We start from the raw sequence: 24,315 nt of genomic DNA, 5'->3' as shown, positions 1-24,315 counted from the left end.
TTTTATGATGAGACAAGTTCCCGGATTTTTATTAAACCGTGCAATTACAACATCGACAATGTACGCCATTGATTGGTCATGGCACAGAATAAATCGGCTGTTTTTTCCGCATCGTAAATGGCTGAATGAGCCTCTTGAGGATCGAATGGGATTCCTGCTGCATGAGCTGCTTTTGCCAACACGGTTTGTCCATAAATTAAACCACCCAGTGTTGCAGTATCAAAGCAGGTAAATGCATGAAATGGGGATTTTACCCCTGTTCGTTTAATTGCTTCCTTTATAAACAATAAATCAAACCAGGCATTATGTCCTACAAGAACCGCTCTTTGGCAGCGTGTTTTTTTTAAGGCAGCAAAGATGGGTTGAAATAATCGATCTAAAGCAACTTGTTCCTCTACTGCAAAACGCAGAGGCTGAAAGGGATCGATTTGATTAAATTCCAACGATTTCTGGTCTAATTCAGCCCCGGGAAAAGGTAAGATGTGCTCAAAAAAACTATCTCCTCGTTTTAGTTGCCCCTCTGAATCCATTTCAACGAGAACAATACACATTTCCAGAAGCGCATTTTTATGCGGCACTAAACCGGCAGTTTCAACATCAACAACTACAGGCAGAAACCCACGAAATCTCTCTTTAATATGGGTGCTTAATACAGTATTATTTTTCTTCATGGGTACTCCAAAGCAGCGTTTGTCCAGCAGCCATGGGAACTACCTTACCCTGCCCAAAAGGCATCACTTCAGGAACGTTTTGAGGGGTGTTTATCAATTCAATCTGTTCTTTGTTTATGGGCAATTGATAAAACTCGGCTCCATGCACACTCATAAAATCGTTGAGTTTATTTAATTGATTAAGCTCATCAAACATCTGGGTGTAGAGGGCAACAGCAAAGGGTGCTGAATATATCCCGGCGCAACCACAGGCACTCTCCTTTGTTGATGTTTCGTGAGGGGCACTGTCAGTGCCCGCAAAAAACTTGGGATTTCCACTGCTGATGGCGAGTTGCAGAGCCCGTTGATCGTTCTCATGTTTTAAAATAGGTAAACAATAATAGTGGGGCTTTAATCCCCCGGCCAATAGATCATTACGATTATAAAAAAGATGGTGAGGAGTAATTGTGGCGGCAACCGTTTGGGGGGCATCACTGACAAAGTCGACAGCTGTTTTGGTTGAAATATGTTCCAGTACGATTCTCAATTTAGGGAAATTAGTGATTATGGGGATTAAATATTCATCGATGAATAATGCTTCTCGTTCAAAAATATCACTATGAGTCACCTCTCCATGAATTTGTAAGACCAGATTATTGCTCTGCATGACCTCAAATAATGGATAAAGTGCCCTTAATGATTTGGCACCTGCTTCAGAATTGGTTGTCGCACCAGCCGGATACAATTTTGCTCCTAAAATATAAGGCTCTGATGCAGCAATGTGTAATTCATCAGCTGACACCGATTCATTGAGATAATACGTCATATAGGGAGTAAAGGAATTACCGGTGGGTGTAGCTGCGACTATCCTTTCTCGATAACTTTGTATTAATGGTAAGGTAGTAAGAGCTGGTTTAAGATTCGGCATGATTAATGCGCGTGCAAAGTGTAGTGCTGTTGCTGGAACCGTATGGATTAATTGGTCTCCGTCTCTGAGATGAACATGCCAGTCATCCGGGCGGTTAATAAGTAGAGATCGCATAATAAAGATTCCTGCAACATTGCCGATACTTAAGGATATCATGAATTTGGTCATTGGGATGAGCAAATAATGGCACTTGGACATTTTTCAGGCAAAAGTATTCTAACCGGTATGATGAGCAGTATGCTCTATATGACAAGTGCCATGGCGGTGCCACATATTGATTATGCCAGTCCCATGGGAGCTGAAAAATGGAAAATGAGTGGAAATCCTCTTCGATGTGGATTGTCATTGGCTATTCCAGATTATGGAATAGGATATTTTGAACAATACGCTACAAAACCGCCGCATTTTATTTTGCGCAAATGGGATCAAGTGCAAAGATCTTTGCCTGCTCTGGTTTTGGCTAAACCTCCTGTATGGAAACCCTCTTTAACCAATTCGTATGTCGTTGCCCGTTCTTATATTAAACCCGGTGAATATGGAATTTATCTAGGCCGGGAACCTGCTTTAAAATTACTGATTTTTTTATCCCAGGGCTATCAGGCAAATTTTAATTATTTATCAGAAGAAGGATTTAGCGTTACCGTAGCACTCTCACCAATTCGCTTTCAGAAAGTGTATGCAAAATATCAACAATGTCTTGGCGGATTATTGCCCTTTTCTTATGACGATGTAAAAGAAACGGTCTTTCATTTTGGCATAGACAGTAGAATGTTAACGGATGAAGATAAAGCGCAGTTACGTCGAATTGCTCAATATGTTGCGGCAGACATGCAGGTCGATGTGATTCGAGTTGTCGGTTACGCTGATGAGAGTGGCCGCAAAGGGTATAATAATGCCATTTCTCAATTCAGAGCTGAAGCAGTAAAGAACTATCTAATATGGCTTGGTGTACCCAAAAGCAAATTGTCTGTCACCTGGGTTGGAGCACTAAAGCCAATAGCACGCAATGATACCGATGAAGGGCGTGCTGCAAACCGCCGTGTTGTCATTGAGTTGATAAAAAAATAATCCAATCTTTCCAATAATGCTATCTTGCTGATAGTATTCAATAAATTCTATTTTATCTTGACTTTTTCATAGTCACTTTAGATACTCTTATAGTTATTAAAACGCTCACTAAAACAAAGCATCTTAGCTACAAAATGCTATGCATGTTGCATTATAACTAATGGAATTAACTAATTTTCGATGGAGAGAGGCATGATGAGTTTAAAAAGAACAACAGTCGCATTACTGGTTTTAGGCAGCGGGGCGGCATTTTCTGGGACCATGGGGCCAGTCTGTACTCCAGGTAATGTAACTGTTCCTTGCGAAAGTACCGCTTGGGATGTCGGTTTAACCGCATTGTACTTACAGCCTATAGAAGATGCTAACTGGGGTTACCGCAGTATTGTGCCTGTGGCTGGATATAATCATTATAGTGATTGGAATCATGGTTTTGACTGGGGGTTTAAACTGGAGGGTTCTTACCATTTCAATACAGGCAATGACCTCACTGTAAATTGGATGTATTTAAATCCGGTAAATAATGGTTATTTTGGAATCGCTGATCGAACTTTTCATCACGAATTGACATGGAACGTAGTTAATGCTGAGTTGGGCCAGTTTGTTGATTTTAGTTTAAATAAGAAGATGCGGTTCCATGGCGGTGTTCAGTATGCACAACTAAAAGGCAACCTCGATAACTACCGAGGAGGCGTGTTTAACAGTCATGCTGATTCAGAATTCAGCGGATTCGGGCCTCGCACTGGTATTGATATGAATTATGTGTTCTCAAATGGCTTTGGGGTCTATGCAAAGGCTGCAACTGCTGTATTGGTCGGAAGCAGTCGATTTTATGATGGGTTCTTCTTAAACTACGGTTCAAAAAATGCGGTGGTTCCTGAAGTTGAGGCTAAGTTGGGCGCGGCTTATACTTATTCGCAAACTCAGGGCGACTGGATTCTGGATGCAGGTTATATGTGGTTTAATTATTTCAAAATAACACATAATTCAATTGCTATTCCTTTTGGAGGGTTTGAAGGTAATCTTGCAGAGTCAGGTCCTTATATCGGTTTGAAATATGTAGGTCATGTATAAAGCGCGATATACAAAAAGTTGTTGGCATCACCCATTTGGGGGGAGCGTTCTTAAATGGGTGAATAGCCAAGTTTAGAAATTTTATCATGGATTCCATTTTTAAAAAGCGAATACAATGATATAAAAACGAAACAATGGATGTTTGGTTTTAGTCGATTTCAGAAAAACAATATCTGCTCAAAATTTACATTGCGTGCCCAAAAAAATGTTATCCCCATGAAAATATTCATTTTTTTAATCGAAATTCTTGACAACCTGAAAATCAGTGCTGATACTCATATCGTTGCATGCTTCGAACCTGAACGACGAAAGCATGCTATTGACAACTCTAAAAGGTGAGTTATCAATAAAATGGGAACTCAATTATAATTTAGTGGAGACAAGGCATGTTAAGTTTGAAAAAAACAGCAGTGGCTGTTCTTGCTTTAGGTAGCAGTGCAGTGTTCGCTGGTACTATGGGACCAGTTTGCACCCCGGGTAACGTGACCGTCCCTTGCGAAAGAACTGCTTGGGATGTTGGTATCACAGCGCTGTATTTACAACCTGTATACGATGCTGAATGGGGTTATCGTGAAATTGCTTCCTTCAATGGTTATCAACATTACCAGGATTTGAATCAGGATTGGGATTGGGGCTTTAAGCTAGAAGGTTCTTACCACTTCAATACTGGAAATGACATTAACGTCAACTGGTATCATTTAGATACGGATAACAACGGCTATTATTCTAATGCGATTGATCATTATCGTCATAACGATAAATGGGATGCTGTTAACGTGGAGTTAGGTCAATTTGTTGATTTCAGCGCCAACAAGAAAATGCGTTTCCATGGTGGTGTTCAGTACGCAAGAACGCAAATGGATCATAATTTTTACACCAGCGGTGTCTTCTCAGCCAATGCAAATTCTGAATTTAGCGGTTTTGGACCACGTACCGGTCTTGATATGAATTATGTATTTGGTAATGGATTTGGTGTTTATGCTAAAGGTGCAGCAGCTATTTTAGTGGGAACTAGCAGTTTCAATGATGGGCTTCATTTAAGATACGGTTCCAAGAATGCAATAGTTCCGGAAGTTGAAGCGAAACTTGGCGCTGATTACACTTATGCAATGGCTCAAGGTGACTTGACTCTGGATGTTGGTTACATGTGGTTCGATTACTTCAATGCGATGCATAACAGCGCATCTCCAGCAGGCTTCCAAAGTGATTTCACAGCCTCTGGCCCGTACATTGGGTTGAAGTATGTTGGTAATGTGTAATTTGTTAACTTTTTAAGAAATTTCAGCAATACTGTTGACTTTATTTAAGTCCGGCTGGATAATTTATCCAGGTACGCTCTCGATTAGAGCGAAGAATGCGTACTGTTGCTGATTACTAATAAAATTGGTAACGAACGGAAATTAATAATAAAAAAGTGGAGATAAGCATGTTAAATTTGAAAAAAACAGCGGTAGCTGTTCTTGCTTTAGGTAGCAGTGCAGTGTTCGCTGGTACTATGGGACCAGTTTGCACCCCAGGTAACGTTACTGTTCCTTGCGAAAGAACTGCATGGGATATCGGAATTACCGCTCTGTATTTACAACCTGTTTATGATGCTAATTGGGGTTACCGTGAGAGCGTTGATCTTAACGGTTATCACCATTACCAAGATTGGAATCATGATTGGGATTGGGGTTTCAAACTAGAAGGTTCTTACCACTTCAACACTGGAAATGACATCAATGTTAACTGGTATCACTTAGATACTGATAACGACGGTTATTTCTTCGGTTCAGTTGATAACTATCGTCACAACATCAAATGGGATGCTGTTAATGGTGAGTTAGGTCAATTCGTTGATTTCAGTGCTAACAAAAAAATGCGTTTCCACGGTGGTGTTCAGTATGCACGAATCCAAATGGATCACAACCGCTATAACAGTGGCGTATTCCTAGCTAATGCAAACTCTGAGTTCAGTGGTTTTGGACCACGTACCGGCCTTGACATGAACTATGTATTTGGTAACGGTTTCGGAATTTATGCTAAAGCAGCTACTGCAATTTTAGTTGGTACCAGCAAATTCAATGATGGCTTTAACTTCAATTACGGTTCTAAGAATGCAATTGTTCCAGAAGTAGAAGCTAAACTGGGTGCTGATTACACTTATGCAATGGCTCAAGGTGACTTAACTCTTGACGTTGGTTACATGTGGTTTAATTACTTCAATGCTATGCATAATACAATAGGAAACACACTGGGTGGTTTTGAAACTGATTTCTCAGCTTCTGGCCCATACATTGGTTTGAAGTATGTTGGTAATGTATAATTTCTTATTAAATTAAGAATTATTGTAGAGCCCGTCATTAAGGTGATGGGCTTTTTTTTTCTTTTACGTAAGGGAGTATTTATGTTAAAAAAGACGACTTTAGCTGTATTGGGAATGGCAGCAAGCAGCTTTGCAATTGCTGGCACTATGGGACCAGTATGTACACCTGGAAATGTAACCGTTCCTTGCGAAGCAAGAATGTGGGACATTGGTGTACAGGCTCTGTACTTAAGTCAAATATTTGATGCTGATAAAGCATATCAACATGATACTTTACCATTTAATGGCTATCGTGAAGTAAATAATGAGTGGGATTGGGGGTATCGCCTGGAGGGTTCCTATCATTTTAATACAGGTAATGATGCAACAATGACCTGGGTTCATTATAAAAATGATTCAAACCGCGATGGTTTTGTCGGTTTAATACCCTTTTCACAATTAGCGGCTCCATTATCTTCATCTTACCGTATTCAAGACGATACTTATTTTGATCAGGTTAATCTTGTTCTGGGCCAGCATGCTGATTTTGGTTTGGTTAAAAACATGCGTTTTTATGGTGGATTGCAGTATGCCAACATAAATGATAATGCCTATTCCTATTTTTATCGATCACCTGCTCAATTAATTCCATCAGGAATTGATTCTGTGTATCAATATGATAAAACAGCTTTTAAAGGTGTTGGTCCAGTAGTTGGAATTGATTACTCATACGATATAACCGATTCATTCAGTGTTACAGCGAATGGAGCAGGTTCTATTCTTTATGGAACAAGTCGTTTTGACTATGGTTTCACTGGTACACCTGTAGGCGCTGTATTATTTGATCGATATGGCAGTAAAAAAGCAATTGTTCCCAGTTTAGAAGCTAAACTCGGAGTAAATTATGCTTATGCTATGGCTCAAGGTGTATTGAATTTTGAGGGTGGTTATCAGGTAGTGAACTACTTTAATGCCTTACAAACAGTTGGTGTTAATGGATTCACAGCATCTCAAGTTGCTGACAGTGATTATGGTTTATATGGACCATATTTCGGTGTTAAGTACGTAGGTAATGCATAATCAAGTAATTGTTGCTAAAAAAGCCCATTAAAAATGGACTTTTTTAGCAACAGCGTACTGCCTATTTATTAATTTATTCTCAATATCTCAACCACAACACCTGACGCCTGCTCATCCCCTTTTAAACCAAGTACATCATTTATAAAACCAATAAATTTCAGCTTGAAATACCATGCTAATCCGGTGCATGGATTAAAAACAAGCTTCGAATTTAACTTTAGCTTCTGTGGACAACAAATAGTTTATGTTTAAAAACAGGTTATTTTGAGTATGAGAGAAGCAAACCAGATCGACTCTTTGCTAACATATTGTTCTGGATTTCTTCACTTCGTTCGTAATGAAGGTTCAATTGAACGTATTAAAAATTCGCTCACAGAACCTAGCCATCTGGAATTTGTCACGATATAATCCGTTGCTTAAATGATGTTGATGTAAAAATAATAAACAGGAGTACCCCGCATGAAGTTTAAGAAAATCATATTGGCTTTGGCCTGTTTATCAACGACCTTATATGCGGAAAATAACCAACAACTCCAACGTGAAATCCAACGTTTACAACATCAGGCTAAAGATTTGCAAACACAACTTGATCGATTACAAAAAAAATTGGTGTCACAGAATACATCGCAAGAGCCTAGTAATAGAAAACCTGCAGCGAAAAAAAGTTTGCCTAAAGCGGTTCCTGCCGGGGGTAAAGGCAAGAAAAAAAGAAATGATTATTATTCTACACATGTAACCGTGCACGCACCGGAAGCGCATCCCGAGTCAATAGGTTTTTACCCTACAGCGCTTGTTGCCGATGATCAAGTCGTTACTTATATCGCGGGTACCCCGGTCGTCAGTTCGCCGTATTTGGGGGACAGGCCTGCGTTTGATGGTTCAGATTACATCGTCAATATTTCGAGTATTAACCGAGATATTCGTTTGATGCAACAGCGTCGTCGTCTTTATAGAGCCTATCAGAGTATAGGCTACCCTGTTCCTCATATGCCCATTATAGCCTTGAGCGGAAAGTCTGAACCTGTAGGCGTTCTTAACGACCCGTTTAGAGGCAATACCAATGGTGATTTGACCTTGGGTTCAAGTGAGTTGGATATCGCTGCAGCACTGAATCAAAATGTTGAAGCCTATATTGCTATTGCTTACGATGAAAGCCCCCCTGAAGTAGGTCCTCGCATTAATAATTCAGCTTTTAATTTAAATATGGGCTTTGTGAATATTGGGAATCTGGATAAAACTCCATTGTATTTTACTGCGGGTCAGCTTTACGTTCCCTTTGGTCGATACTCAAGCTCCATGATCAGTTCTCCTTTAACGATGAATGTTGCACGTACCAAAACAAGGCCGTTTATTTTAGGTTATAAATCTCAGGAAGATTCAGGACCTTTTGCTGCGGTCTATGCTTACAGAAGTGATACTAATTTAGGTAAATCTGGTGTAGGCGGAGTGAATTTAGGGTATATATTTGAATATCAAGAGGTTACAGGTGAAATTGGAGCGAGTTACATTAGTTCAATAGATGATGCGGCAGGAATGCAAAGCACGGGTTCTACTATAGGTACCACATTCGGTGGATTCGGCTCAATTACTAATGGTAACGAAGCTGTAAGAAAAACCCAGGCAATGGACGTACACGGCAACATAGGCTATGACCGATACAATTTCACTGCTGAATGGGTTGGCGCGACACAAGCATTTAGACCTCAGGATTTGAGTTTCAATGGTAGAGGGGCCAGACCTCAGGCTGCTCAAGCTGAAGTCGGTATGACCTTTAGGGCCTTCAACAGACCCTCTTCAATTGGTCTGGGATATCAGTGGTCAAAAGATGCTTTAGCCTTAAACTTACCTCAACAAAGGTTTGTTGGTGTATTCAACATATCAATATGGAAAGATACAGTTGAAAGTTTGGAATATCGTCATGATATCGATTACGGAGCGGGACAATATGCTAATGGAGCTGCTCCTCCTGGATTGGTGAATCTTCCTACCTTGGGTACAGGCCGTTCAGCGGATACCGTGTCTGCCCAGATAGGAGTCTATTTCTAGAGGATTTTGGTTTCTCATAAGGTGGCTCCCAGTGTTTCGTAACTTGTTTCTGCGGATGAGTACTCGAGATTACCTATCCACCTACTGCAGCCTGCTAAAATAAATCGATTGCCAGGCTGCAATGAATTTCTGATTAAGCTTATGCTCTCCGGAATGCCAGATATTCTGTTTACTCTTTATATCGTATATGACCATCTCAAAAAGATCGGAACATGTGTACTACTTGCAGACTTCGCAAGTTCTTGCTCAATAGCAGCAAAAAATATAAATTAATTGTGTTCACAGACCCCGGTAAATAGTACAGGGACTAATCATTTAATGATTATATGCCCTATGCCCATGGTGCTCGAAGAATAATTATTGTGGTTGGTTTTTAAAAAAATAAATGATTTTTAGAGTTCAAACTTTCGTTTGAGCAATTTTTATGATAGAACTCTATTTTTTTAGAAGCAATGAGGTCTAATAGTGTCAATTAAGTCAGATAGATGGATTGAGAAAATGGCTCGTGAGCATGGAATGATCTCCCCGTTCCAATCCGGACAAGTAAGAGAAAATGATGGCGGTCGTATCATTTCTTATGGTGTGTCAAGCTATGGTTATGATGTCCGTTGCTCTAATGAATTCAAGATTTTTACCAATATCAATTCTGCTATTGTCGATCCCAAAGCATTTGATGAAAATAGTTTTATCGATGTGACATCCGATGTTTGCATCATACCGCCCAATTCATTTGCATTGGCCCGAACTGTTGAATATTTTCGTATTCCCCGAAATGTTTTGACTATCTGTTTGGGGAAATCAACTTATGCACGCTGTGGAATTATTGTGAATGTAACACCTTTAGAACCTGAGTGGGAAGGACATGTGACTTTGGAATTTTCAAATACTACAACGTTGCCTGCTAAAATTTATGCAAATGAAGGCGTGGCGCAAATGTTGTTTTTAGAGGCAAGCGAAGTGTGTGCCGTTTCTTACCGCGATCGTGGTGGAAAATATCAAGGGCAAACGGGTGTGACTTTGCCACGCACGTAAGATATTATCTGAATTGGTGATCCCGTATCACTTTGATATACGGGATTATCCGTTGGTCTATTACATTCCTTTGTGAGCTTGTGAACACTCAATCCTCTTCAGACAATGGATATTTTGCTCGAGACGCATCGACTCGCTCACGAAGTTCTTTGCCTGGTTTGAAATGAGGACTGTGTTTTGCTTCAGTCACAACTTTTTCCCCGGTTTTAGGATTATGAGCATTTCGCGGTGGCCGATAATGCAGTGAAAAACTTCCAAATCCCCTAATTTCGATTCTTTGCCCATTAATGAGGGCTTCACTCATTAATTCCAAGATTCTGTTGATCCCATCAGCTACTTGTTTTTCTGAAAGATGCGTCATTCGAGCAGCGATGTGTTCAATGAGTTCCGATTTAATCATACCCACCTCGTTTTGTCGCGTGATCTAAAGTCTGCTACCAAGACACAGCAGGTGCTGACATTTTTCCTTTGTTTTATAAGTATAGACGGGGAAAAAAATTATTCAATGTTTTCAAGCCAGTTAGTTTAAATTAGTTTTCTAATATGTATAAATGCTGGGACAATCCCCCAGCTCATTTGTAATTTGGTACGGGTTATCATTGTAAATTCACGGTTTAGTAAGGGTTTGCTCGTTGTAATTACAGTGTGAATTTGCGGTAAATGACTGAGCATCGAATTGACTCGCTCCCAGGTTGTACCGAAAAATGTGGTGGAATTAATAAAAACGAGGGTTGCTTCATTTAAATCAACGTCCAATAGATCGCTGTTAATAAATTGGATGCATTGTGTTTGAGTCCTGTAGTCAGGATTGGCAGCAAGTTTTTGGATTTGAGCGCAGGCACTTGAATAAAGCTCCGGAAGTATCTCTACACCGATGCTTTTCCGTACAGGATAAACCATACCACAGGCAATTACCGCTTTTCCCACCCCGCATCCCAAATCATAAAATACAGTGTCGCAGTCTGGACTGACTAAAGATAACAGAGCTATAAAAGGCAAAAATTCAATTTCACCATAAGTATATTCAATTGCATCCTCCTTCTGATTATGCCTTGCCAGGCGAGAAAGAGAGAATCCATCCACCTCTGTGTACAATTGCTTAAAAACTTGAGCATGTTTGGGCAGATTCAAAGAATGTTGCCATCGCTGAATTTTGAATCGCCTTAGCATTTTAGGCACATAATTAAATAGCAATAGGAACATTATCACGAGGAAAAGCAGGGTTGCGGTGAGATGCATGAAATTGAAAATGGTATCAACCATGCCGTAAGCCATCATCATTTAAGATTTTTTCTTTTTCTTCCTGACTTAAATTGGGCCATGCCTGGAGTAGTACTTTTCCGGCCTCTCGCTCATTCATTGCTTGGCGATGCATTTCCCAGGGAAGCTCATCGCTAAGATACAGTACAATAACAAAGGCCGTTAAGAGCGTGGTAAAGACCGCAAAGAGGCCAAATCTTAACTGAAACATGTTAAGTAGTTTATTGCTTTTGTTTACTGCGTCGTTCGCTACTCGTTCAACATGATCACAGCTTTCACTGGCTATGCGATGAAATTGATGAACGTCGTATCGAGCCAGTTGAGCTACGATCGTTTGCGTTGCCTTTGTAGCGTTTTTTTCAATTTTATCAATACATTGTTCGGTTAACGTGGTGAGTTGGTTCTGATGCTGTTGAAATGTAAGAGCGAATTCATTGCAGTTACGCTCTAATATGTGCAGATTGGCCTCCCCTTGTACCAATGCTTTTTCTGCCGTTACTTTAAATTGGGCTACTCCTGCTTGGGATAACAAGTCGATAATTGTGGCCAGCTCATTTTGTAGCGATTGAGTGCAGTGCAGTAATTTGGTATTTTGTTGTTCAATTTCTTCCCGCCACTCCAACATCTTGGTTTCAGCAAGTTCAAAATAAGCGATAAATTCGCCTGTATGCCTCAATAACTCTTTGACGCGGACTATATCATTATCTTGATACTGTTCCATGCGCTCTCCTTTTCGTTCCATCTTTTCCAGTAGAATGCTCTCTATACACAGTTCCGTTACAATCTTAAGTCAGGTCTGGCAATGAGTTCCTGATTAGGTATTGTGATCTTATTTACCTATGTATTGTAGTTATAGTTCATTCTATATCGTTAAAAATGTTTTTGGAACGGCAAAATTGGAACTTGATTTGTGCATTAAAGCCAGTTGAAGCTATCTCTGATATGTTGGTTTGATCGAATGCCCATATTTGCTTTAATCCATCGATGTGTGATTCGATTAGTGCTGTTACCAGGGGCTGATGGTTTAATAGATGATCGTGTGATTTTGGCAAGCTTTATGCTTCATTTCCGTACGTATCCCTGTTTTAAATTATTCAAGCGTTGTTGATAATTGCTCTAAGACCGCTACGTGGTGGGCTTGTCTTCAGCCTCTAAAGTGAGAGTCGCATCTACTGAAGTTGATTAAATAGACGTTTTGATTTTAATTACTGCTTCCTAATGGAAATTAGTACAGTAAATTGTAAAAAGCCAGTTAATATTTCCTTAATATTGATTCATTAGAATGGACATATAGATTAGGGGGTGGAGAGTACCATGGCCAGAAACAGTTTTTTTGATAGGGCTCTTGCAAAACACGATAAAAAGCAGGTCATATCAGAAGATACATTTATTAATGTGGGTGGCAAGCAGTTTCAAGCTCTGGCTGTAGCTTTTATTGATTTTTTTAAACAATCTAACCGTGTTAATGATCATACTTTAAAGAAAATATTAGAGCGCTTTTATACTTATTATCCCAAATTTATTTCGAATCAAGCATACCTGACGCCAACAGAGCGCATGGGAATATTAATTAACAACGCGCGTAAATCCGAGGTGGTAGAATGTTTGGCCTATGTATTACACCAAATTACTATAGATGAAGTGTACGCCCACCCTTTAGATTACCGTGAAGCTTTCGATGGCCTTAATGTCAATACGCCTAAAGCGTTTCTGCGCCAGCATGATACAACAGTTCCTTCTAGTGTTCTTCGCGCTTTATCCCATGCCCTGGGGATAACGATTGTTCTTTCTTTTACGGAACAGGGAAAAGAATTGCGGCTCAGAGAGATATATTCTCATGGCCCGTCTCATATGTTTAAAGCCGAACTGACCTTACAGGTTAATGAGGGTAACTATTATCCTAGAGTCAAAAATGAAGCGGATTATGCTTATGTAGGTCAATTGGCAATTAAGCCTCCTGAGCCAGTTATAAACGAAGAATGTGATAAGAGTACTCTTGCCGAAATAATCGATTTGATTAAATCAGATAATAAACAGATTTTAAGAACTTATGAGCAATGGAAAAAGAACTTATTGATGGAAGGTTTGACAAGAGAACATTTGATAACACTCTATATCAAATTTTTGCCGTCACAAAGCACGATTATTCCCGACTCCAAATTATTTTTCTCAAAATTAACTGCACCTGAAGGCAGGGTAATTAAAGTTGATGGCATGAGTAATGCGCAATATGTGAATGAAGAATTAGCTGGAACTTTGGCTGAGTGGATTAGTCTGAATCAGGTAGATCCTGATCTATTATTGGATTATATGGATAAACCCGGAATGCGGGCAGCTAGTCCAGCCGCCTGATCTGCTTGTTGATTGCTCAGATTTATGGACTTTAAGCCCGTTTAATCAATTGTCTTGTGAGGTGTTGAATTGACTCCACTCTGGAGTCAATTCAACACCTCTTCTGGATTGTTTACAGAAATCCTTGTTGTTTCATCCATTCATCATGTGCAAATTTTGACATGTAGTTTCGAATGGAGTCTGGTAAAATGACCAGGCATTTTTGTCCCTTTGTTAAGGATTTTGCAGCCTGCAATGCCGCCCACATCGCAGCACCGCAAGAGCCTCCTACGAGTAATCCTTCCTCGTGAATTAATCGTCTTGCAGTGTGGAATGAGTCAGCATCATTTGTCTTAACATAGGCATCAATTAGGTTATTATCCAAAACATCAGGAAAGAAATCATAACCTATTCCTTCAACCAGATAGGATTTGATTTCAGTTCCGCCACCCAGTATAGAACCTTCCGGATCAGCGCCAATGATCTGGATTTTTGGATTGTGTTCCTTCAAGCGTTTTGCTATGCCTGTTATTGTGCCGCCAGTTCCAACTCCTGCTACCACCATGTGTAAGTCCATACCAAAATCATCAATTATTTCCTGGGCTGTTCCATGATAGTGGGCATTAGGATTGTTGGGGTTTGAGTATTGATCAAGGATGTGCGAGTTGGGTATTTTTGCTTGAAGTGCTTTTGCCAGGGAAATGTGGCTGTCTGGTTCGTGCGATGCAGCCTCTGTCCGTGTTCTGTATATTGTTGCTCCCAGGAGTTCAAGAACGGATTGTTTTTCCTGGCTCATTTTTTCCGGCATGGTGATAATCACTTTATATCCTAACACGGCTCCTGCCAGTGCTATACCTATTCCTGTATTTCCGGAAGTGGGTTCTATCAGAGTATCCCCTGGTTTAATTCTTCCCTGGCGTTCAGCCTGAATAACCATCTCGTACCCGATCCGGTCTTTAACCGAGCCTCCGGGATTGAAAAATTCACATTTAGCGTAGAGTTCGCAGTCTAAATCGCTACCTAAGCGATTAATTTTTACTACCGGAGTATGTCCTATGGTGGCCAGAATATTAGGGTAAATCATGTTAGTCCCTTTGTATGATAAGAGATTTGATTATAAGCATCTGAGGAGAAAATGCAAAACTGTTGCCTTGTATTTTAAAGAGCAGATTGTGCAGTCAACTCTACTTAAAGTTCAAAGGAATTTTGAATGCACCTTATAGTGAATTTAAATTTTGGAGCAGCATTTAATTATTATTCAGGCCATATGAACTATCAAGTTAACAAGTATTTCTCTTTGGCGATCCAGATTATATGATGTCCAACATAGGTCAGGGAGTCATCTCATCTTGCTTCCGTGATGAATCATAAATGGTTGCCCGTCTGCACGGGCATGACCGATTTTTGGGTGATGTACAGAGCAAGTATTTAAAAATGGATAAAAATATAAAAATGGTCCTTATTTAAAAAATTCGTAGACGCATTTTGGGTATATTGATACTATGTTTTGAAAATTCCGGATCAGGAATATTAATAATAACAAGGAGTTTGAAGGATTATGTTGCATTTTGTCAGGAAAGCCAGTTTATTAAGTTTGATTGTAGCCAATAGCTCATTATCTTTTGCTGGAGTCATGGGCGAGGTTCACGATGATAGCAAGCGCTTCTTTGGTTATGTGTCACCTATATACGGTTCATTAAGTGATGACGGCATTAATAGAACCCCGTTTGCGGATACCATCGTTGGTGGAGCCCAAACAGCACTGATGACGAATACTGATTCACGCTGGGGTTACAGTTTGGGCTTGGGTTATCAATTTGGTCCAGAAAACGGGCATGATGTCGTTTTAAGCTATACCAATTTAAAAAATCGGGGTACTGTGGCTACAGCTATTACCAGTGAAAGCAATGTGCTGGTTAATCGATTAAGCCAGATTGTAAGATCTCAATTTGAAAATCCTGCTTTTATTGCTTCATCTGGTGGGAAGGAGATGATAGGACCTGCAAGTGCAGTAGTGAGCGCTTATTACGACTATCAAACGGCTGATCTGATAACACACAGAAATTTTCTAAGTAATTTTTTGAATTACGTTCATTTTTCTCGTTATTATGGCATTAAAGCATCAGAATTTAAAAAGGGATTTTCAGCTCAATATGCTGGAACATTAATATCTATTGATCCCAATGCCTTTAATACGTCACTTGAACCATTGACCGATCAAATGAATTATGCAGCGAAATATTTCGGAATTGGCCCTCGTATAGGTATGGGCGCAGCATGGGATTTAAACCGATACTTTAGCCTTGTTGGTGATGTTTCTGCTTCACTTTTAGGTGGAACCTACAAGACCAGTTGGAATGAAGCTCTGATTACTACACCAACTGCGTTTATTCCTGGCTACCAGCAAACAGGCCGATACAGTTATACTCAGAATAGCAGTAACAGAATGTGGACATCACTGGTTATTGGGTCCAATTTGGCGATTGCAACTCATTTTGATTTAAAAAATGGCAGTAGCGTTGGGGTTCAAGGTGGGATTAATACAGAGCAATATTGGACTAATACTTCGCCTGATGCAATTCGTGGCAACAATACCGCTAATAGCCTATATTTTAATCAGCGGTTGGCTATTCGTGACGTATTCGTTAAATTCAGCTATTTTGCTTAACTCGTTTGTGGACATGATTTGAATCCATTTCAAATCATGTCGATTGTTTAACATTTTTTCCCCCTGATACTCTTTTAATGGGTGGCTGTTGTTGTTTAATGGATTATCTGGGGCGTTCTTTCCTGTTGACGCAGTTCTTTAAGTTTTAAATTAATAGTGTTGTGGAGGTAACATCATGCTTGTGAGTCCGTTAGATCATGCCTATGTCCCCAGTTCTATTATCTCATCTCCAAAGGGCATTCACCCTACAGCAGTAATCGCCCCAGGAGCAAAAATTGGTTCTGATGTGACGATTGGTCCTTATTCAATAATTGGCGAGCATGTTCGAATTGGGCAGGGTACTACAATTGCCTCTCATGTTACCATTGAAGGCTGGACCCATATTGGCGAACGGAATTATATTGGTATTGGATCTATTCTGGGTGGCACTCCTCAAGACCTTAAATTTAAGGGTGAAATCAGTAAGCTCTTTATTGGCAATGATAATGTGATTAGAGAATATGTGACGATAAACCGTGGAACAGCCGGAGGTGGCGGAGAAACCCTTATTGGCAACAGCAACGTCATCATGACCTATGTTCATGTTGCGCATGATGTTTCCATTGGGAATAATAATATTTTTACCAATTCTGTAGGTATTGCGGGTCATGTAGTTATTGAAGATAGGGTCACTGTAGGCGCCTGTTCCGTGCTTCATCAATTCATCAAATTAGGGCGTATGTCAATGATTGGTGCACTTAGTTTGATAACTAAAGATGTTACTCCATTTGCTTTGGTTACAGGCAATCCGGCAAAACGGTACGGAATCAATATAGAACGACTTCGTCGTAACGGATATGAACCCGAAGCGCGAATTGCCATACAGCGCGCTTATAAAATACTCTTTCATCAAGGCCTTACCATGAAAGCAGCCATTGAGCAGCTTAAATCAGAGTTTCCTGAAAACATGGATATTCAAGACATTATCAAATTTCTTAATAGTTCAACACGCGGTATCTATCGTTAATTTTGTTAATAAAGGTGCTTATGCATTCACATCGATTTTCTACTCCTCGTGGACCTTTCAGTCTTGCTGAATTAGCTCAGATTTCCGGGGCTGAGTTATTACAGGAGTCTCAGGGCTCATTTATGGTTTCTGATATTGCGACGCTTGCTGATGCTCAATCGACAAATCTGGCCATGTTGCACCAAAAAAAATATCTGAAGGCTTTAAAACATTCACTGGCTGGGGCCTGTATACTCGCTCCTGAATACAAAGAGCATGCTCCTGAGCAGATGCATTTGTTGCTTCATAAAAATCCCTATAAAGCTTATGCCCTGATTGCTCAACTTTTTTATCCTTTAGAACAAACGCGTAGTTTTATAGCGGCATCAGCTTATGTTTCATCAACTGCATTAATTGGCAGCGAGTGTCAAATCGAACATGGTGCCTTTATTGGCGACAGGGCTCGTATTGGCGCTCGTTGTAAAATTGGTGTTAATTCATATATTGGTGAAGGCGTTATTCTAGGCGATGATTGCCATATTGAAAATAATGTCTCCATCAGCAATACCCTCATGGGAAACAAAGTAATCGTTTATCCTGGTGCTCGCATTGGTCAAGATGGTTTTGGTTTTGCAAGCGATGAATATGGACACTATAAAATTCCTCACCGAGGAGGGGTAATTATCGGTAATGATGTTGAGATTGGGGCTAATACCTGCATCGACAGGGGATCGCTGGATAACACAGTTATTGGTGATTTTTGCCGTTTGGATAACCTGATCCAGATAGGGCATAACGTTAAAGTGGGGCGAGGCTCGATTATTGTTGCTCAGGTGGGTATTGCGGGTAGTACAGAATTAGGGGATTGCGTTACTTTATCGGGACAGGTTGGTGTCATTGGCCATTTAAAAATTGGTAGCAAGGCAAACATTTTGTTTGGCAGCAAAGTTCTTAAAGACGTCCCACCAGGGGCTAGAGAGGGAGGTTTTCCTGCCATGCCATCTCGTGAGTGGCTTAGGCAGATTTATTCATTAAAAAAAGAGTCAGGCCGAGGCAACATCAAGAACCTTTAGTACAGCTAAAGCCGCCTTTTCATTGGCATTCTGGCGCAGGTCTTTGTGAATTTCTCTAAATTGTTGAGTGAGTTGATGGTGTTCTGGTGTTTGCAGTAATTGCAGAATCTGTTGTGCTATAGGTTGTGCAAGCGCTTTTGATTGAAGATACTCAGGAACCAGTTCACGATTGGCTAATAAATTGGGAAGAGAAATAAAGGGAATTTTAAGTTGTGGCGCAATAAGGGCATGGGTAATCGCACCCCATTTAAACGCAACAACCATCGGTTTTTTCAACAGCATTGCTTCCAGTGTTGTTGTGCCCGACTTTGCTAATACCACATCTGCAGCAGCCATCACTTCTCGGGCATTTTGAGTGCTTATTTGGATATTCGCTTTAATACCCCTGCCCTCCAGTTGTTTTTGAAACATGTTCTGTAAATTTGCATTGGCGAGTGGCACCATAAAATGAACTTGTTGGTGCTGTGCGTAGATTTTTTGAATGACATTAAGAAACAATGGACCCATATATTTTATTTCACCAGCTCTGCTGCCGGGTAATACGGCAATGTGTTGCTCCTGGCTATTCAAACCCAGTTGAATTTTTTTTTGTTTCGTATCCATATCCAAATCAATATCATCAGCTAGAGGATGTCCAACAAACTGAGCAGGTACTTCATATTTTTGATAAAATTGTTCTTCAAAAGGAAAAAGGGTCAGAACCAAATCAACCGCTTCTTTTATGTGAAAAACTCTTTTTTGTCGCCATGCCCAAACTTTTGGACTGACGTATTGAATGGTCTTTACCCCTCTTTGTTTTAATTTTTTGGCAAGCCATAAATTGAAATCGGAATAGTCTATCCCTATAAATACATCGGGAGGATGGTGTATCCATTGATTGAGCAGCTGTCTTCTTATTAGGTACAGTTCTGGATACCGCTTTAGCACGTCTCCAATACCCATAACGGACAAGCGCTCCATGTTAACGAAGGACTGAATGCCCTCCATAATCATTTGTGTGCCGCCTATGCCTTCGAATTCTAATGGGAAGCGATGTTTTTTTAATTCCCTAATTAAACCGGCTCCGAGCAGATCTCCTGAGGCTTCTCCTGCTATCATGGCAATTCGTAAAGGACGACACAAGCTCAATTAATTCTCTGAATTATGGGATGTTTCAAAAGAGGGATAGTAGCTCAAATTCAAGGCAAAAACCAAGTACTATTTTACTTTGGAAATCACTGCTTGTAGACTGCCCTCTATGCCGGATTTTTTTACTTTATCTGTGAACTGGTTTATCTGGATGGTGTTATGAAGGAATAATTCTATGGTCACTTTAACACGTGATTTAAAAAAACTCCCCTTGTCGTTAATGGGGTGGTTTGTCTATTGGATTACCCCAATTAAAAAGAGTGTCGCACAAAATAATATTGAACGTGTATTTCAACATTCGCTTAGCTCTAAAGAAAAAAAACGTTTGGTAATTGCCTATTATTCTCATTTGGTGACAAGCATAAAGGAATGGATCTTATATGCGTTAGTCTGTAAAAAACGTCTGGGGAAGCGTGTAAAAGTTATCGGTTTGGAACATTTATATAATGCGATGAATCAGGGTAATGGCGTGCTCGTTTTAACTGGGCATTTTGGAAACTGGGAGTTTGCCCCCCTGTTTTTTCTTGATAAAATTGAGGACAATAAAGACCTTTATTATTGCATTAGAAAGTCTTTACGCTTTAAATTTTTAGATAACATCTTCTTACGACGTTATGAAGCAGCCGGTTTTAAGCTGATAAACAACAAAAATGCAATTTCTAAGGTGGGTGCAGCACTTCGCAAAAAAGGGGTTGTATGTTTTCCATTTGATCTTCGACCGTCCTGGAAAGAAAATAATACTGTCCTGGCAAATTTTTTAGGCCAGAATACACGAACTTATAATAGTCTGGCGTATCTTGCAGTGCGTTATAATTCCCCCGTTATCTCAATAACTTTTTACCGAGTTAACAATAGAGAGCATGTGATTGCATTACATCCCGAAATCGAGCGTTCTCAGAGCGGCGATAAACAAGAAGCGATTTTTGAAAATACCCAAAATTACAATAAACGACTTGAAGAAATGATCCTTTCGCATCCAGAGCAATGGCTTTGGTCTTATAAGCGCTGGTAATTTTTAAGGCATAATGATGGCAGATTACGATTTTTCCAAACTTCGCGTTACTCTTTGGGGGCGATTAATGTATTGGATTGTTCCTTTGAGGAAAAACATTATTACCAGCAATATTGATCGGGTTTTTAAAGATAATGTCAGTCCTGCTGCAAAAAAAAGATTACTTTATGCTTTTTACTCTCATTTGGTTATGGTGCTTAGGGACATAATGCTAGTTGGATGGTTGAGTACAGACAGTATGAAACGCAGAGTAGAAATTCGCGGTGCTGAGCATTTTTTTGCGGCAGTGAATCAGGGCAAAGGGGTTTTAGTTTTATCGGGCCATTTGGGTAGTTGGGAGTTGGCTGTGTCAGCAGGGCTACTTCATTTTGATTCGCTGATTGATAAAATTCATATCATAAGACGGCCTATTCGTAAAAAGTGGCTGGAACAGATGATTTTTCAGCGCTTTTATAAATGGAATCTTAAATTGATCAGCAGCATTAACGCCCCCAAGTTAGTCAGCCGCGCACTGAGTAGGAAGGAGATCGTGCTCTTTTTTTTCGATCAGCATGCCAGTATAGAAAAAAATTCAGGGTTGGCAGTAGATTTCTTTAGTGCCAAAGCTGGAACTTATCGTAGCCTGGCTGTTCTTGCATCGAAATACTGCTGCCCTGTGGTGCCTTTATCGTGTTATCGAGAGGCTAAAGGGAAGCATGTGATTGAGTTTTTCCCCGCCCTTAAATGGCAAGAACACCCGGATCACTCTCAAGCCATATACAACAATACCCTGATTTACAATCAAACCTTGGAACGCATGATTTTGGCTCATCCGGAGCAATGGTGGTGGGTGCATCGCAGATGGAAGATATGAACAGCTCGGAACCTGGAACTCATAAAAATACTCTATTTACAGAAATTCTAAATTCATGACAATGTAACAATCATTTAGGAGTGTTGCGATAGATGAAAGAGGTTTAAAGCATTAATTAGGTGATTCCATCGTCGTGCTGAGAAAATCCATAGTTATTGTGGTTAATTGCTGATTTTTAATCTATATTATTTGCGGAAGTACTTATTATTTTGGTTTCAATTTATTAACTTATGCAGGAAGCTTAATATGAACAATAAACAATTTTTGAAGTGGGGATGTGTTGCTTCTTTGGTTTTTGGGTTGTCAGGTTGCTATATGGATAGCCAAAGCGCTCAAGAGTCAACTTATTCCACTGCAAACTCAACTCCTAGCAGTCAATCAACCGCAAGTGAACCACAAGCCAAACAAAAAAGTTATGCTTCAAAAGAGCCCACCCAAAAATCAACTCCAGGACCTAAACAAACTGCTGCACCACAATTGCCAGTCATACAGTAATTATGGGATACAGGCCTTTCTGATGTAACTCCATATATTGAGTAGAATTGAATCCTGGCTTAAATACGCCAGGATTCAATCGTCTATAAAAAGGAATGGGCTTATTGCGGAGCAATCATTTCTTCCGGTTTTACATATTCCGCGAATTGTTCTGCGGTTAAATAGCCCAGTTTCACGGCTGCTTCCTGTAGAGACGTATTGTCATGATGAGCCGTTTTAGCTATTTTTGCTGCTTTATCATAACCTATATGTTGGTTTAGTGCGGTTACCAGCATCAATGAGTGGTGTAAATAATAGTCGATTACTGGTTGATTGGCTTCTATCCCTTCCGCGCAAAATTCCTGGAATGAATGACAGGTATCTGCCAACAGGTTCAACGAATGCAGCACATTAAATATAATGACGGGCTTAAATACATTCAGTTCGAAATTGCCCTGACTATCCGCTATTCCTACTGCAGTATCATTACCTAAAACCTGGGCACAAATCATGGTCATTGCTTCACATTGTGTTGGATTAACTTTTCCAGGCATGATGGATGAACCGGGTTCATTTTCAGGAATGGTTATTTCTCCTATGCCACAGCGAGGTCCTGAAGCCAGCCAGCGAATGTCATTGGCGATTTTCATCAATGCGCAGGCCAGCGTTTTCATGGCACTGTGTGCAAAAACCAAAGGCTCGTGTGATGCTAAAGCAGCAAATTTATTAGGAGCTGTAACAAACGGTAATTGGGTAATGTTGGCAATGTGCGCTGCAACTTTGACTGCGAACTGGGGGTGTGTGTTCAAACCAGTTCCTACGGCAGTGCCTCCCGCCGCCAATTCATATAGTTCTGGCAAAATTTCTTCCAGCCGGTGGATGCAGGCATCCAGCTGAGCAACATAACCGGAAAATTCTTGACCCAAGGTGATTGGCACCGCATCTTGTAAATGGGTTCTGCCGATTTTTACTATATCTTTAAATGCCGCCACCTTCACTGCGAATGCATCCCTTAAGTTGCGAACTGCAGGCAGTAATTTTTGATTGATCGCAATGGCCGCAGCAATATGCATGGCCGTAGGGAACGTATCATTTGAGGATTGAGACATATTCACATGATCATTGGGATGTATGGGGGTTTTACTGCCCATAGTCCCGCCGGCCAATTCAATGGCTCGGTTGGATATAACTTCATTGGCATTCATATTGGATTGAGTGCCGCTGCCTGTTTGCCAGACATGCAAAGGAAAATGATCATCCAGAATGCCTTTGCTTACTTCATCAGCTGCTTTGACAATTAAATCTGCTTTGTCTTTGGGTAATTTTCCTAAGTCCTGATTCGTCAGGGCCGCTGCTTTCTTCAGGATTCCAAAAGCATGAGTTACCTCACGAGGCATAATGTCATGGCCAATATTGAAATGATGTAAGGAACGTTCAGTTTGGGCACCCCAATATTTATCTGCGGGTACTTCAATTTCACCCATACTGTCTGATTCAATACGCGTTGTGTTCGTCATGGTTAATTCCTTGGATAAGATAATTGCGTGCGAAATTAAATAATTATTTTAGCATAGCAGACGTTATTAAGTAATTTTTGTTATAGTGTCCTTTCAAGATTTTTGGTGAATAAATTGTGAGAGAAATTCGTATATACCAACCTGGTGAATATGACAATGGACAATTAGTGGAGCTATCTCCTGAAGCGGGACTACATGTGGCCGTGGTGTTGCGTATGCAACCTGGCGATCCTCTGACGTTGTTTTGTGGAGACAATCGCGAATTTTCAGCGGTTATTGAGCATGTTAAGAAAAAGCAAGTAAGGGTTTTGATTGAGGCGGTTAAAGAACACAATCGGGAATCACCATTGAGCATTCATCTGGCCCAGGCCATCTCTAAAGGAGATCGTATGGAGTTGGTGATGCAAAAATCAGTTGAATTAGGCGTGGCTTCAATAACGCCGTTAATCACGGAACGCTGTGCGGTAAAGCTGGATAAAGAAAGGATGTCGAAAAAATGGCATCAATGGCAAAATACAGTAATTGCAGCGTGTGAACAATCTGGGCGTAACGTGGTTCCACCGGTGCATGCTCCTGTTTCATTAGAAGAGTACTTGAGGTATGTAGACACCGCATCCAAATTTATTCTCTATCCAGAAGGAAAAAAAACGTGGCGGGATTACACAATCGGTCAATCAGATAGCTCACTGATTATCGGGCCGGAGGGTGGGTTGACTGATGAAGAAATTAAATTGGCTTGTAAATCGGGTTATTTACCCTTATCTTTGGGGCCAAGAATTTTACGTACAGAAACGGCGGCTATTACTGCTTTAAGTGTGTTGCAAGCGGTTGCTGGTGATCTATAATAATAGTTTG

At 40.3% G+C, this 24,315-nt stretch carries 23 protein-coding genes; 15 read left to right on the top strand and 8 right to left on the bottom strand.

Annotated features, from left to right (window positions below; all coding sequences use genetic code 11):
• Nucleotides 1-44: 44 nt before the first annotated feature.
• Nucleotides 45-671: a ribonuclease T gene (gene rnt / locus G543_RS0101120; RefSeq protein ID WP_028382885.1), complete on the bottom strand. Its 627-nt coding sequence runs from the start codon at nucleotides 669-671 to the stop codon at nucleotides 45-47.
• Entirely contained in the window at nucleotides 658-1,692 is a 1,035-nt protein-coding gene (gene pyrC / locus G543_RS0101115) for a dihydroorotase (RefSeq protein WP_028382884.1), read from the bottom strand. Before pyrC ends, rnt begins: the two co-directional genes overlap by 14 nt.
• A gap of 69 nt (nucleotides 1,693-1,761) precedes the next feature.
• On the opposite strand from pyrC, the gene G543_RS0101110 reads away from it, so the two are divergent.
• From G543_RS0101110 to dcd, 7 genes are all read left to right on the top strand, one after another.
• Nucleotides 1,762-2,646, top strand: coding sequence for an OmpA family protein (locus G543_RS0101110; RefSeq protein WP_035921130.1), 885 nt, complete (start codon nucleotides 1,762-1,764; stop codon nucleotides 2,644-2,646).
• Between the two features lie 192 nt (nucleotides 2,647-2,838).
• A complete protein-coding gene (locus tag G543_RS0101105; protein WP_028382882.1) occupies nucleotides 2,839-3,717 on the top strand; it encodes an Lpg1974 family pore-forming outer membrane protein in 879 nt (292 codons plus the stop codon).
• A gap of 386 nt (nucleotides 3,718-4,103) precedes the next feature.
• Entirely contained in the window at nucleotides 4,104-4,976 is an 873-nt protein-coding gene (locus G543_RS0101095; RefSeq protein WP_028382881.1) for an Lpg1974 family pore-forming outer membrane protein, read from the top strand.
• A 167-nt stretch (nucleotides 4,977-5,143) separates the two neighbouring features.
• Entirely contained in the window at nucleotides 5,144-6,022 is an 879-nt protein-coding gene (locus G543_RS0101090) for an Lpg1974 family pore-forming outer membrane protein (protein ID WP_028382880.1), read from the top strand.
• Nucleotides 6,023-6,103: 81 nt separating this feature from the next.
• Nucleotides 6,104-7,081: an Lpg1974 family pore-forming outer membrane protein gene (locus G543_RS0101085; protein ID WP_028382879.1), complete on the top strand. Its 978-nt coding sequence runs from the start codon at nucleotides 6,104-6,106 to the stop codon at nucleotides 7,079-7,081.
• Nucleotides 7,082-7,540: 459 nt separating this feature from the next.
• Entirely contained in the window at nucleotides 7,541-9,127 is a 1,587-nt protein-coding gene (locus tag G543_RS0101080; protein ID WP_028382878.1) for an LbtU family siderophore porin, read from the top strand.
• Nucleotides 9,128-9,592: 465 nt separating this feature from the next.
• Nucleotides 9,593-10,159, top strand: a complete 567-nt coding sequence (dcd, locus tag G543_RS0101075) for a dCTP deaminase (protein WP_028382877.1) — start codon at nucleotides 9,593-9,595, stop codon at nucleotides 10,157-10,159.
• Between the two features lie 88 nt (nucleotides 10,160-10,247).
• Here the strand turns inward: dcd and G543_RS0101070 are convergent, their stop codons facing one another.
• The 3 genes from G543_RS0101070 to G543_RS0101060 form a co-directional block, all read right to left on the bottom strand.
• Nucleotides 10,248-10,559 carry an integration host factor subunit beta gene (locus G543_RS0101070; RefSeq protein ID WP_028382876.1) on the bottom strand — a complete coding sequence of 104 codons (312 nt, stop codon included), beginning with the start codon at nucleotides 10,557-10,559 and terminating at the stop codon, nucleotides 10,248-10,250.
• Between the two features lie 125 nt (nucleotides 10,560-10,684).
• Nucleotides 10,685-11,329 carry a class I SAM-dependent methyltransferase gene (locus G543_RS0101065; protein WP_238584743.1) on the bottom strand — a complete coding sequence of 215 codons (645 nt, stop codon included), beginning with the start codon at nucleotides 11,327-11,329 and terminating at the stop codon, nucleotides 10,685-10,687.
• 85 nt (nucleotides 11,330-11,414) lie between these two features.
• Nucleotides 11,415-12,140, bottom strand: a complete 726-nt coding sequence (locus tag G543_RS0101060) for a hypothetical protein (protein ID WP_028382874.1) — start codon at nucleotides 12,138-12,140, stop codon at nucleotides 11,415-11,417.
• Between the two features lie 593 nt (nucleotides 12,141-12,733).
• On the opposite strand from G543_RS0101060, the gene G543_RS0101055 reads away from it, so the two are divergent.
• Nucleotides 12,734-13,771: a hypothetical protein gene (locus G543_RS0101055; RefSeq protein ID WP_028382873.1), complete on the top strand. Its 1,038-nt coding sequence runs from the start codon at nucleotides 12,734-12,736 to the stop codon at nucleotides 13,769-13,771.
• 112 nt (nucleotides 13,772-13,883) lie between these two features.
• On the opposite strand, the gene G543_RS0101050 is transcribed toward G543_RS0101055, so the two are convergent.
• The gene (locus G543_RS0101050; RefSeq protein WP_028382872.1) at nucleotides 13,884-14,834 is read right to left on the bottom strand and encodes a pyridoxal-phosphate dependent enzyme; all 951 of its coding nucleotides are present in this window, start codon (nucleotides 14,832-14,834) and stop codon (nucleotides 13,884-13,886) included.
• A gap of 474 nt (nucleotides 14,835-15,308) precedes the next feature.
• On the opposite strand from G543_RS0101050, the gene G543_RS0101040 reads away from it, so the two are divergent.
• The 3 genes from G543_RS0101040 to lpxD all read left to right on the top strand — a co-directional run bounded on the left by G543_RS0101040 (nucleotide 15,309) and on the right by lpxD (nucleotide 18,476).
• Entirely contained in the window at nucleotides 15,309-16,418 is a 1,110-nt protein-coding gene (locus G543_RS0101040) for an Lpg1974 family pore-forming outer membrane protein (protein ID WP_035921127.1), read from the top strand.
• A gap of 175 nt (nucleotides 16,419-16,593) precedes the next feature.
• A complete protein-coding gene (gene lpxA, locus G543_RS0101035; RefSeq protein ID WP_028382870.1) occupies nucleotides 16,594-17,424 on the top strand; it encodes an acyl-ACP--UDP-N-acetylglucosamine O-acyltransferase in 831 nt (276 codons plus the stop codon).
• 20 nt (nucleotides 17,425-17,444) lie between these two features.
• A complete protein-coding gene (gene lpxD, locus G543_RS0101030) occupies nucleotides 17,445-18,476 on the top strand; it encodes a UDP-3-O-(3-hydroxymyristoyl)glucosamine N-acyltransferase (protein WP_028382869.1) in 1,032 nt (343 codons plus the stop codon).
• Here lpxD and lpxB read toward each other — a convergent pair.
• Nucleotides 18,447-19,574 (bottom strand): lipid-A-disaccharide synthase, encoded by a 1,128-nt coding sequence (gene lpxB, locus G543_RS0101025; protein ID WP_238584742.1) that lies wholly within the window; start codon nucleotides 19,572-19,574, stop codon nucleotides 18,447-18,449. The genes lpxD and lpxB overlap by 30 nt on opposite strands.
• 205 nt (nucleotides 19,575-19,779) lie before the next feature.
• On the opposite strand from lpxB, the gene G543_RS0101020 reads away from it, so the two are divergent.
• From G543_RS0101020 to G543_RS0101010, 3 genes are all read left to right on the top strand, one after another.
• Nucleotides 19,780-20,616, top strand: coding sequence for a lysophospholipid acyltransferase family protein (locus tag G543_RS0101020; protein WP_028382867.1), 837 nt, complete (start codon nucleotides 19,780-19,782; stop codon nucleotides 20,614-20,616).
• A 16-nt stretch (nucleotides 20,617-20,632) separates the two neighbouring features.
• Nucleotides 20,633-21,469, top strand: a complete 837-nt coding sequence (locus G543_RS0101015; protein WP_028382866.1) for a lysophospholipid acyltransferase family protein — start codon at nucleotides 20,633-20,635, stop codon at nucleotides 21,467-21,469.
• 246 nt (nucleotides 21,470-21,715) lie between these two features.
• Nucleotides 21,716-21,964 (top strand): hypothetical protein, encoded by a 249-nt coding sequence (locus G543_RS0101010; RefSeq protein ID WP_028382865.1) that lies wholly within the window; start codon nucleotides 21,716-21,718, stop codon nucleotides 21,962-21,964.
• A 101-nt stretch (nucleotides 21,965-22,065) separates the two neighbouring features.
• Here the strand turns inward: G543_RS0101010 and fumC are convergent, their stop codons facing one another.
• Nucleotides 22,066-23,460 (bottom strand): class II fumarate hydratase, encoded by a 1,395-nt coding sequence (gene fumC / locus G543_RS0101005; RefSeq protein ID WP_028382864.1) that lies wholly within the window; start codon nucleotides 23,458-23,460, stop codon nucleotides 22,066-22,068.
• A 116-nt stretch (nucleotides 23,461-23,576) separates the two neighbouring features.
• Between fumC and G543_RS0101000 the strand changes: the two genes are divergently transcribed.
• Entirely contained in the window at nucleotides 23,577-24,305 is a 729-nt protein-coding gene (locus tag G543_RS0101000; protein WP_028382863.1) for a 16S rRNA (uracil(1498)-N(3))-methyltransferase, read from the top strand.
• Nucleotides 24,306-24,315 lie beyond the last annotated feature (10 nt).

This window comes from Legionella moravica DSM 19234 (assembly GCF_000423305.1).
Lineage (GTDB): Bacteria > Pseudomonadota > Gammaproteobacteria > Legionellales > Legionellaceae > Legionella > Legionella moravica.
This window is presented reverse-complemented; position numbering and strand designations above follow the sequence as displayed.

Bases quoted from the DNA above. Each gene is read 5' to 3' on its own strand.
- G543_RS0101050 (WP_028382872.1), bottom strand. From the start codon at position 14,834: ATGATTTACCCTAATATTCTGGCCACCATAGGACATACTCCGGTAGTA.
- G543_RS0101070 (WP_028382876.1), bottom strand. From the start codon at position 10,559: ATGATTAAATCGGAACTCATTGAACACATCGCTGCTCGAATGACGCAT.
- rnt (WP_028382885.1), bottom strand. From the start codon at position 671: ATGAAGAAAAATAATACTGTATTAAGCACCCATATTAAAGAGAGATTT.
- G543_RS0101095 (WP_028382881.1), top strand. From the start codon at position 4,104: ATGTTAAGTTTGAAAAAAACAGCAGTGGCTGTTCTTGCTTTAGGTAGC.
- G543_RS0101090 (WP_028382880.1), top strand. From the start codon at position 5,144: ATGTTAAATTTGAAAAAAACAGCGGTAGCTGTTCTTGCTTTAGGTAGC.
- G543_RS0101010 (WP_028382865.1), top strand. From the start codon at position 21,716: ATGAACAATAAACAATTTTTGAAGTGGGGATGTGTTGCTTCTTTGGTT.
- G543_RS0101065 (WP_238584743.1), bottom strand. From the start codon at position 11,329: ATGCTAAGGCGATTCAAAATTCAGCGATGGCAACATTCTTTGAATCTG.
- G543_RS0101040 (WP_035921127.1), top strand. From the start codon at position 15,309: ATGTTGCATTTTGTCAGGAAAGCCAGTTTATTAAGTTTGATTGTAGCC.
- lpxB (WP_238584742.1), bottom strand. From the start codon at position 19,574: ATGATAGCAGGAGAAGCCTCAGGAGATCTGCTCGGAGCCGGTTTAATT.
- G543_RS0101055 (WP_028382873.1), top strand. From the start codon at position 12,734: ATGGCCAGAAACAGTTTTTTTGATAGGGCTCTTGCAAAACACGATAAA.
- G543_RS0101110 (WP_035921130.1), top strand. From the start codon at position 1,762: ATGGCACTTGGACATTTTTCAGGCAAAAGTATTCTAACCGGTATGATG.
- fumC (WP_028382864.1), bottom strand. From the start codon at position 23,460: ATGACGAACACAACGCGTATTGAATCAGACAGTATGGGTGAAATTGAA.
- lpxD (WP_028382869.1), top strand. From the start codon at position 17,445: ATGCATTCACATCGATTTTCTACTCCTCGTGGACCTTTCAGTCTTGCT.
- pyrC (WP_028382884.1), bottom strand. From the start codon at position 1,692: ATGCGATCTCTACTTATTAACCGCCCGGATGACTGGCATGTTCATCTC.
- lpxA (WP_028382870.1), top strand. From the start codon at position 16,594: ATGCTTGTGAGTCCGTTAGATCATGCCTATGTCCCCAGTTCTATTATC.
- G543_RS0101060 (WP_028382874.1), bottom strand. From the start codon at position 12,140: ATGGAACAGTATCAAGATAATGATATAGTCCGCGTCAAAGAGTTATTG.
- G543_RS0101015 (WP_028382866.1), top strand. From the start codon at position 20,633: ATGGCAGATTACGATTTTTCCAAACTTCGCGTTACTCTTTGGGGGCGA.
- G543_RS0101080 (WP_028382878.1), top strand. From the start codon at position 7,541: ATGAAGTTTAAGAAAATCATATTGGCTTTGGCCTGTTTATCAACGACC.
- G543_RS0101085 (WP_028382879.1), top strand. From the start codon at position 6,104: ATGTTAAAAAAGACGACTTTAGCTGTATTGGGAATGGCAGCAAGCAGC.
- G543_RS0101020 (WP_028382867.1), top strand. From the start codon at position 19,780: ATGGTCACTTTAACACGTGATTTAAAAAAACTCCCCTTGTCGTTAATG.
- G543_RS0101105 (WP_028382882.1), top strand. From the start codon at position 2,839: ATGATGAGTTTAAAAAGAACAACAGTCGCATTACTGGTTTTAGGCAGC.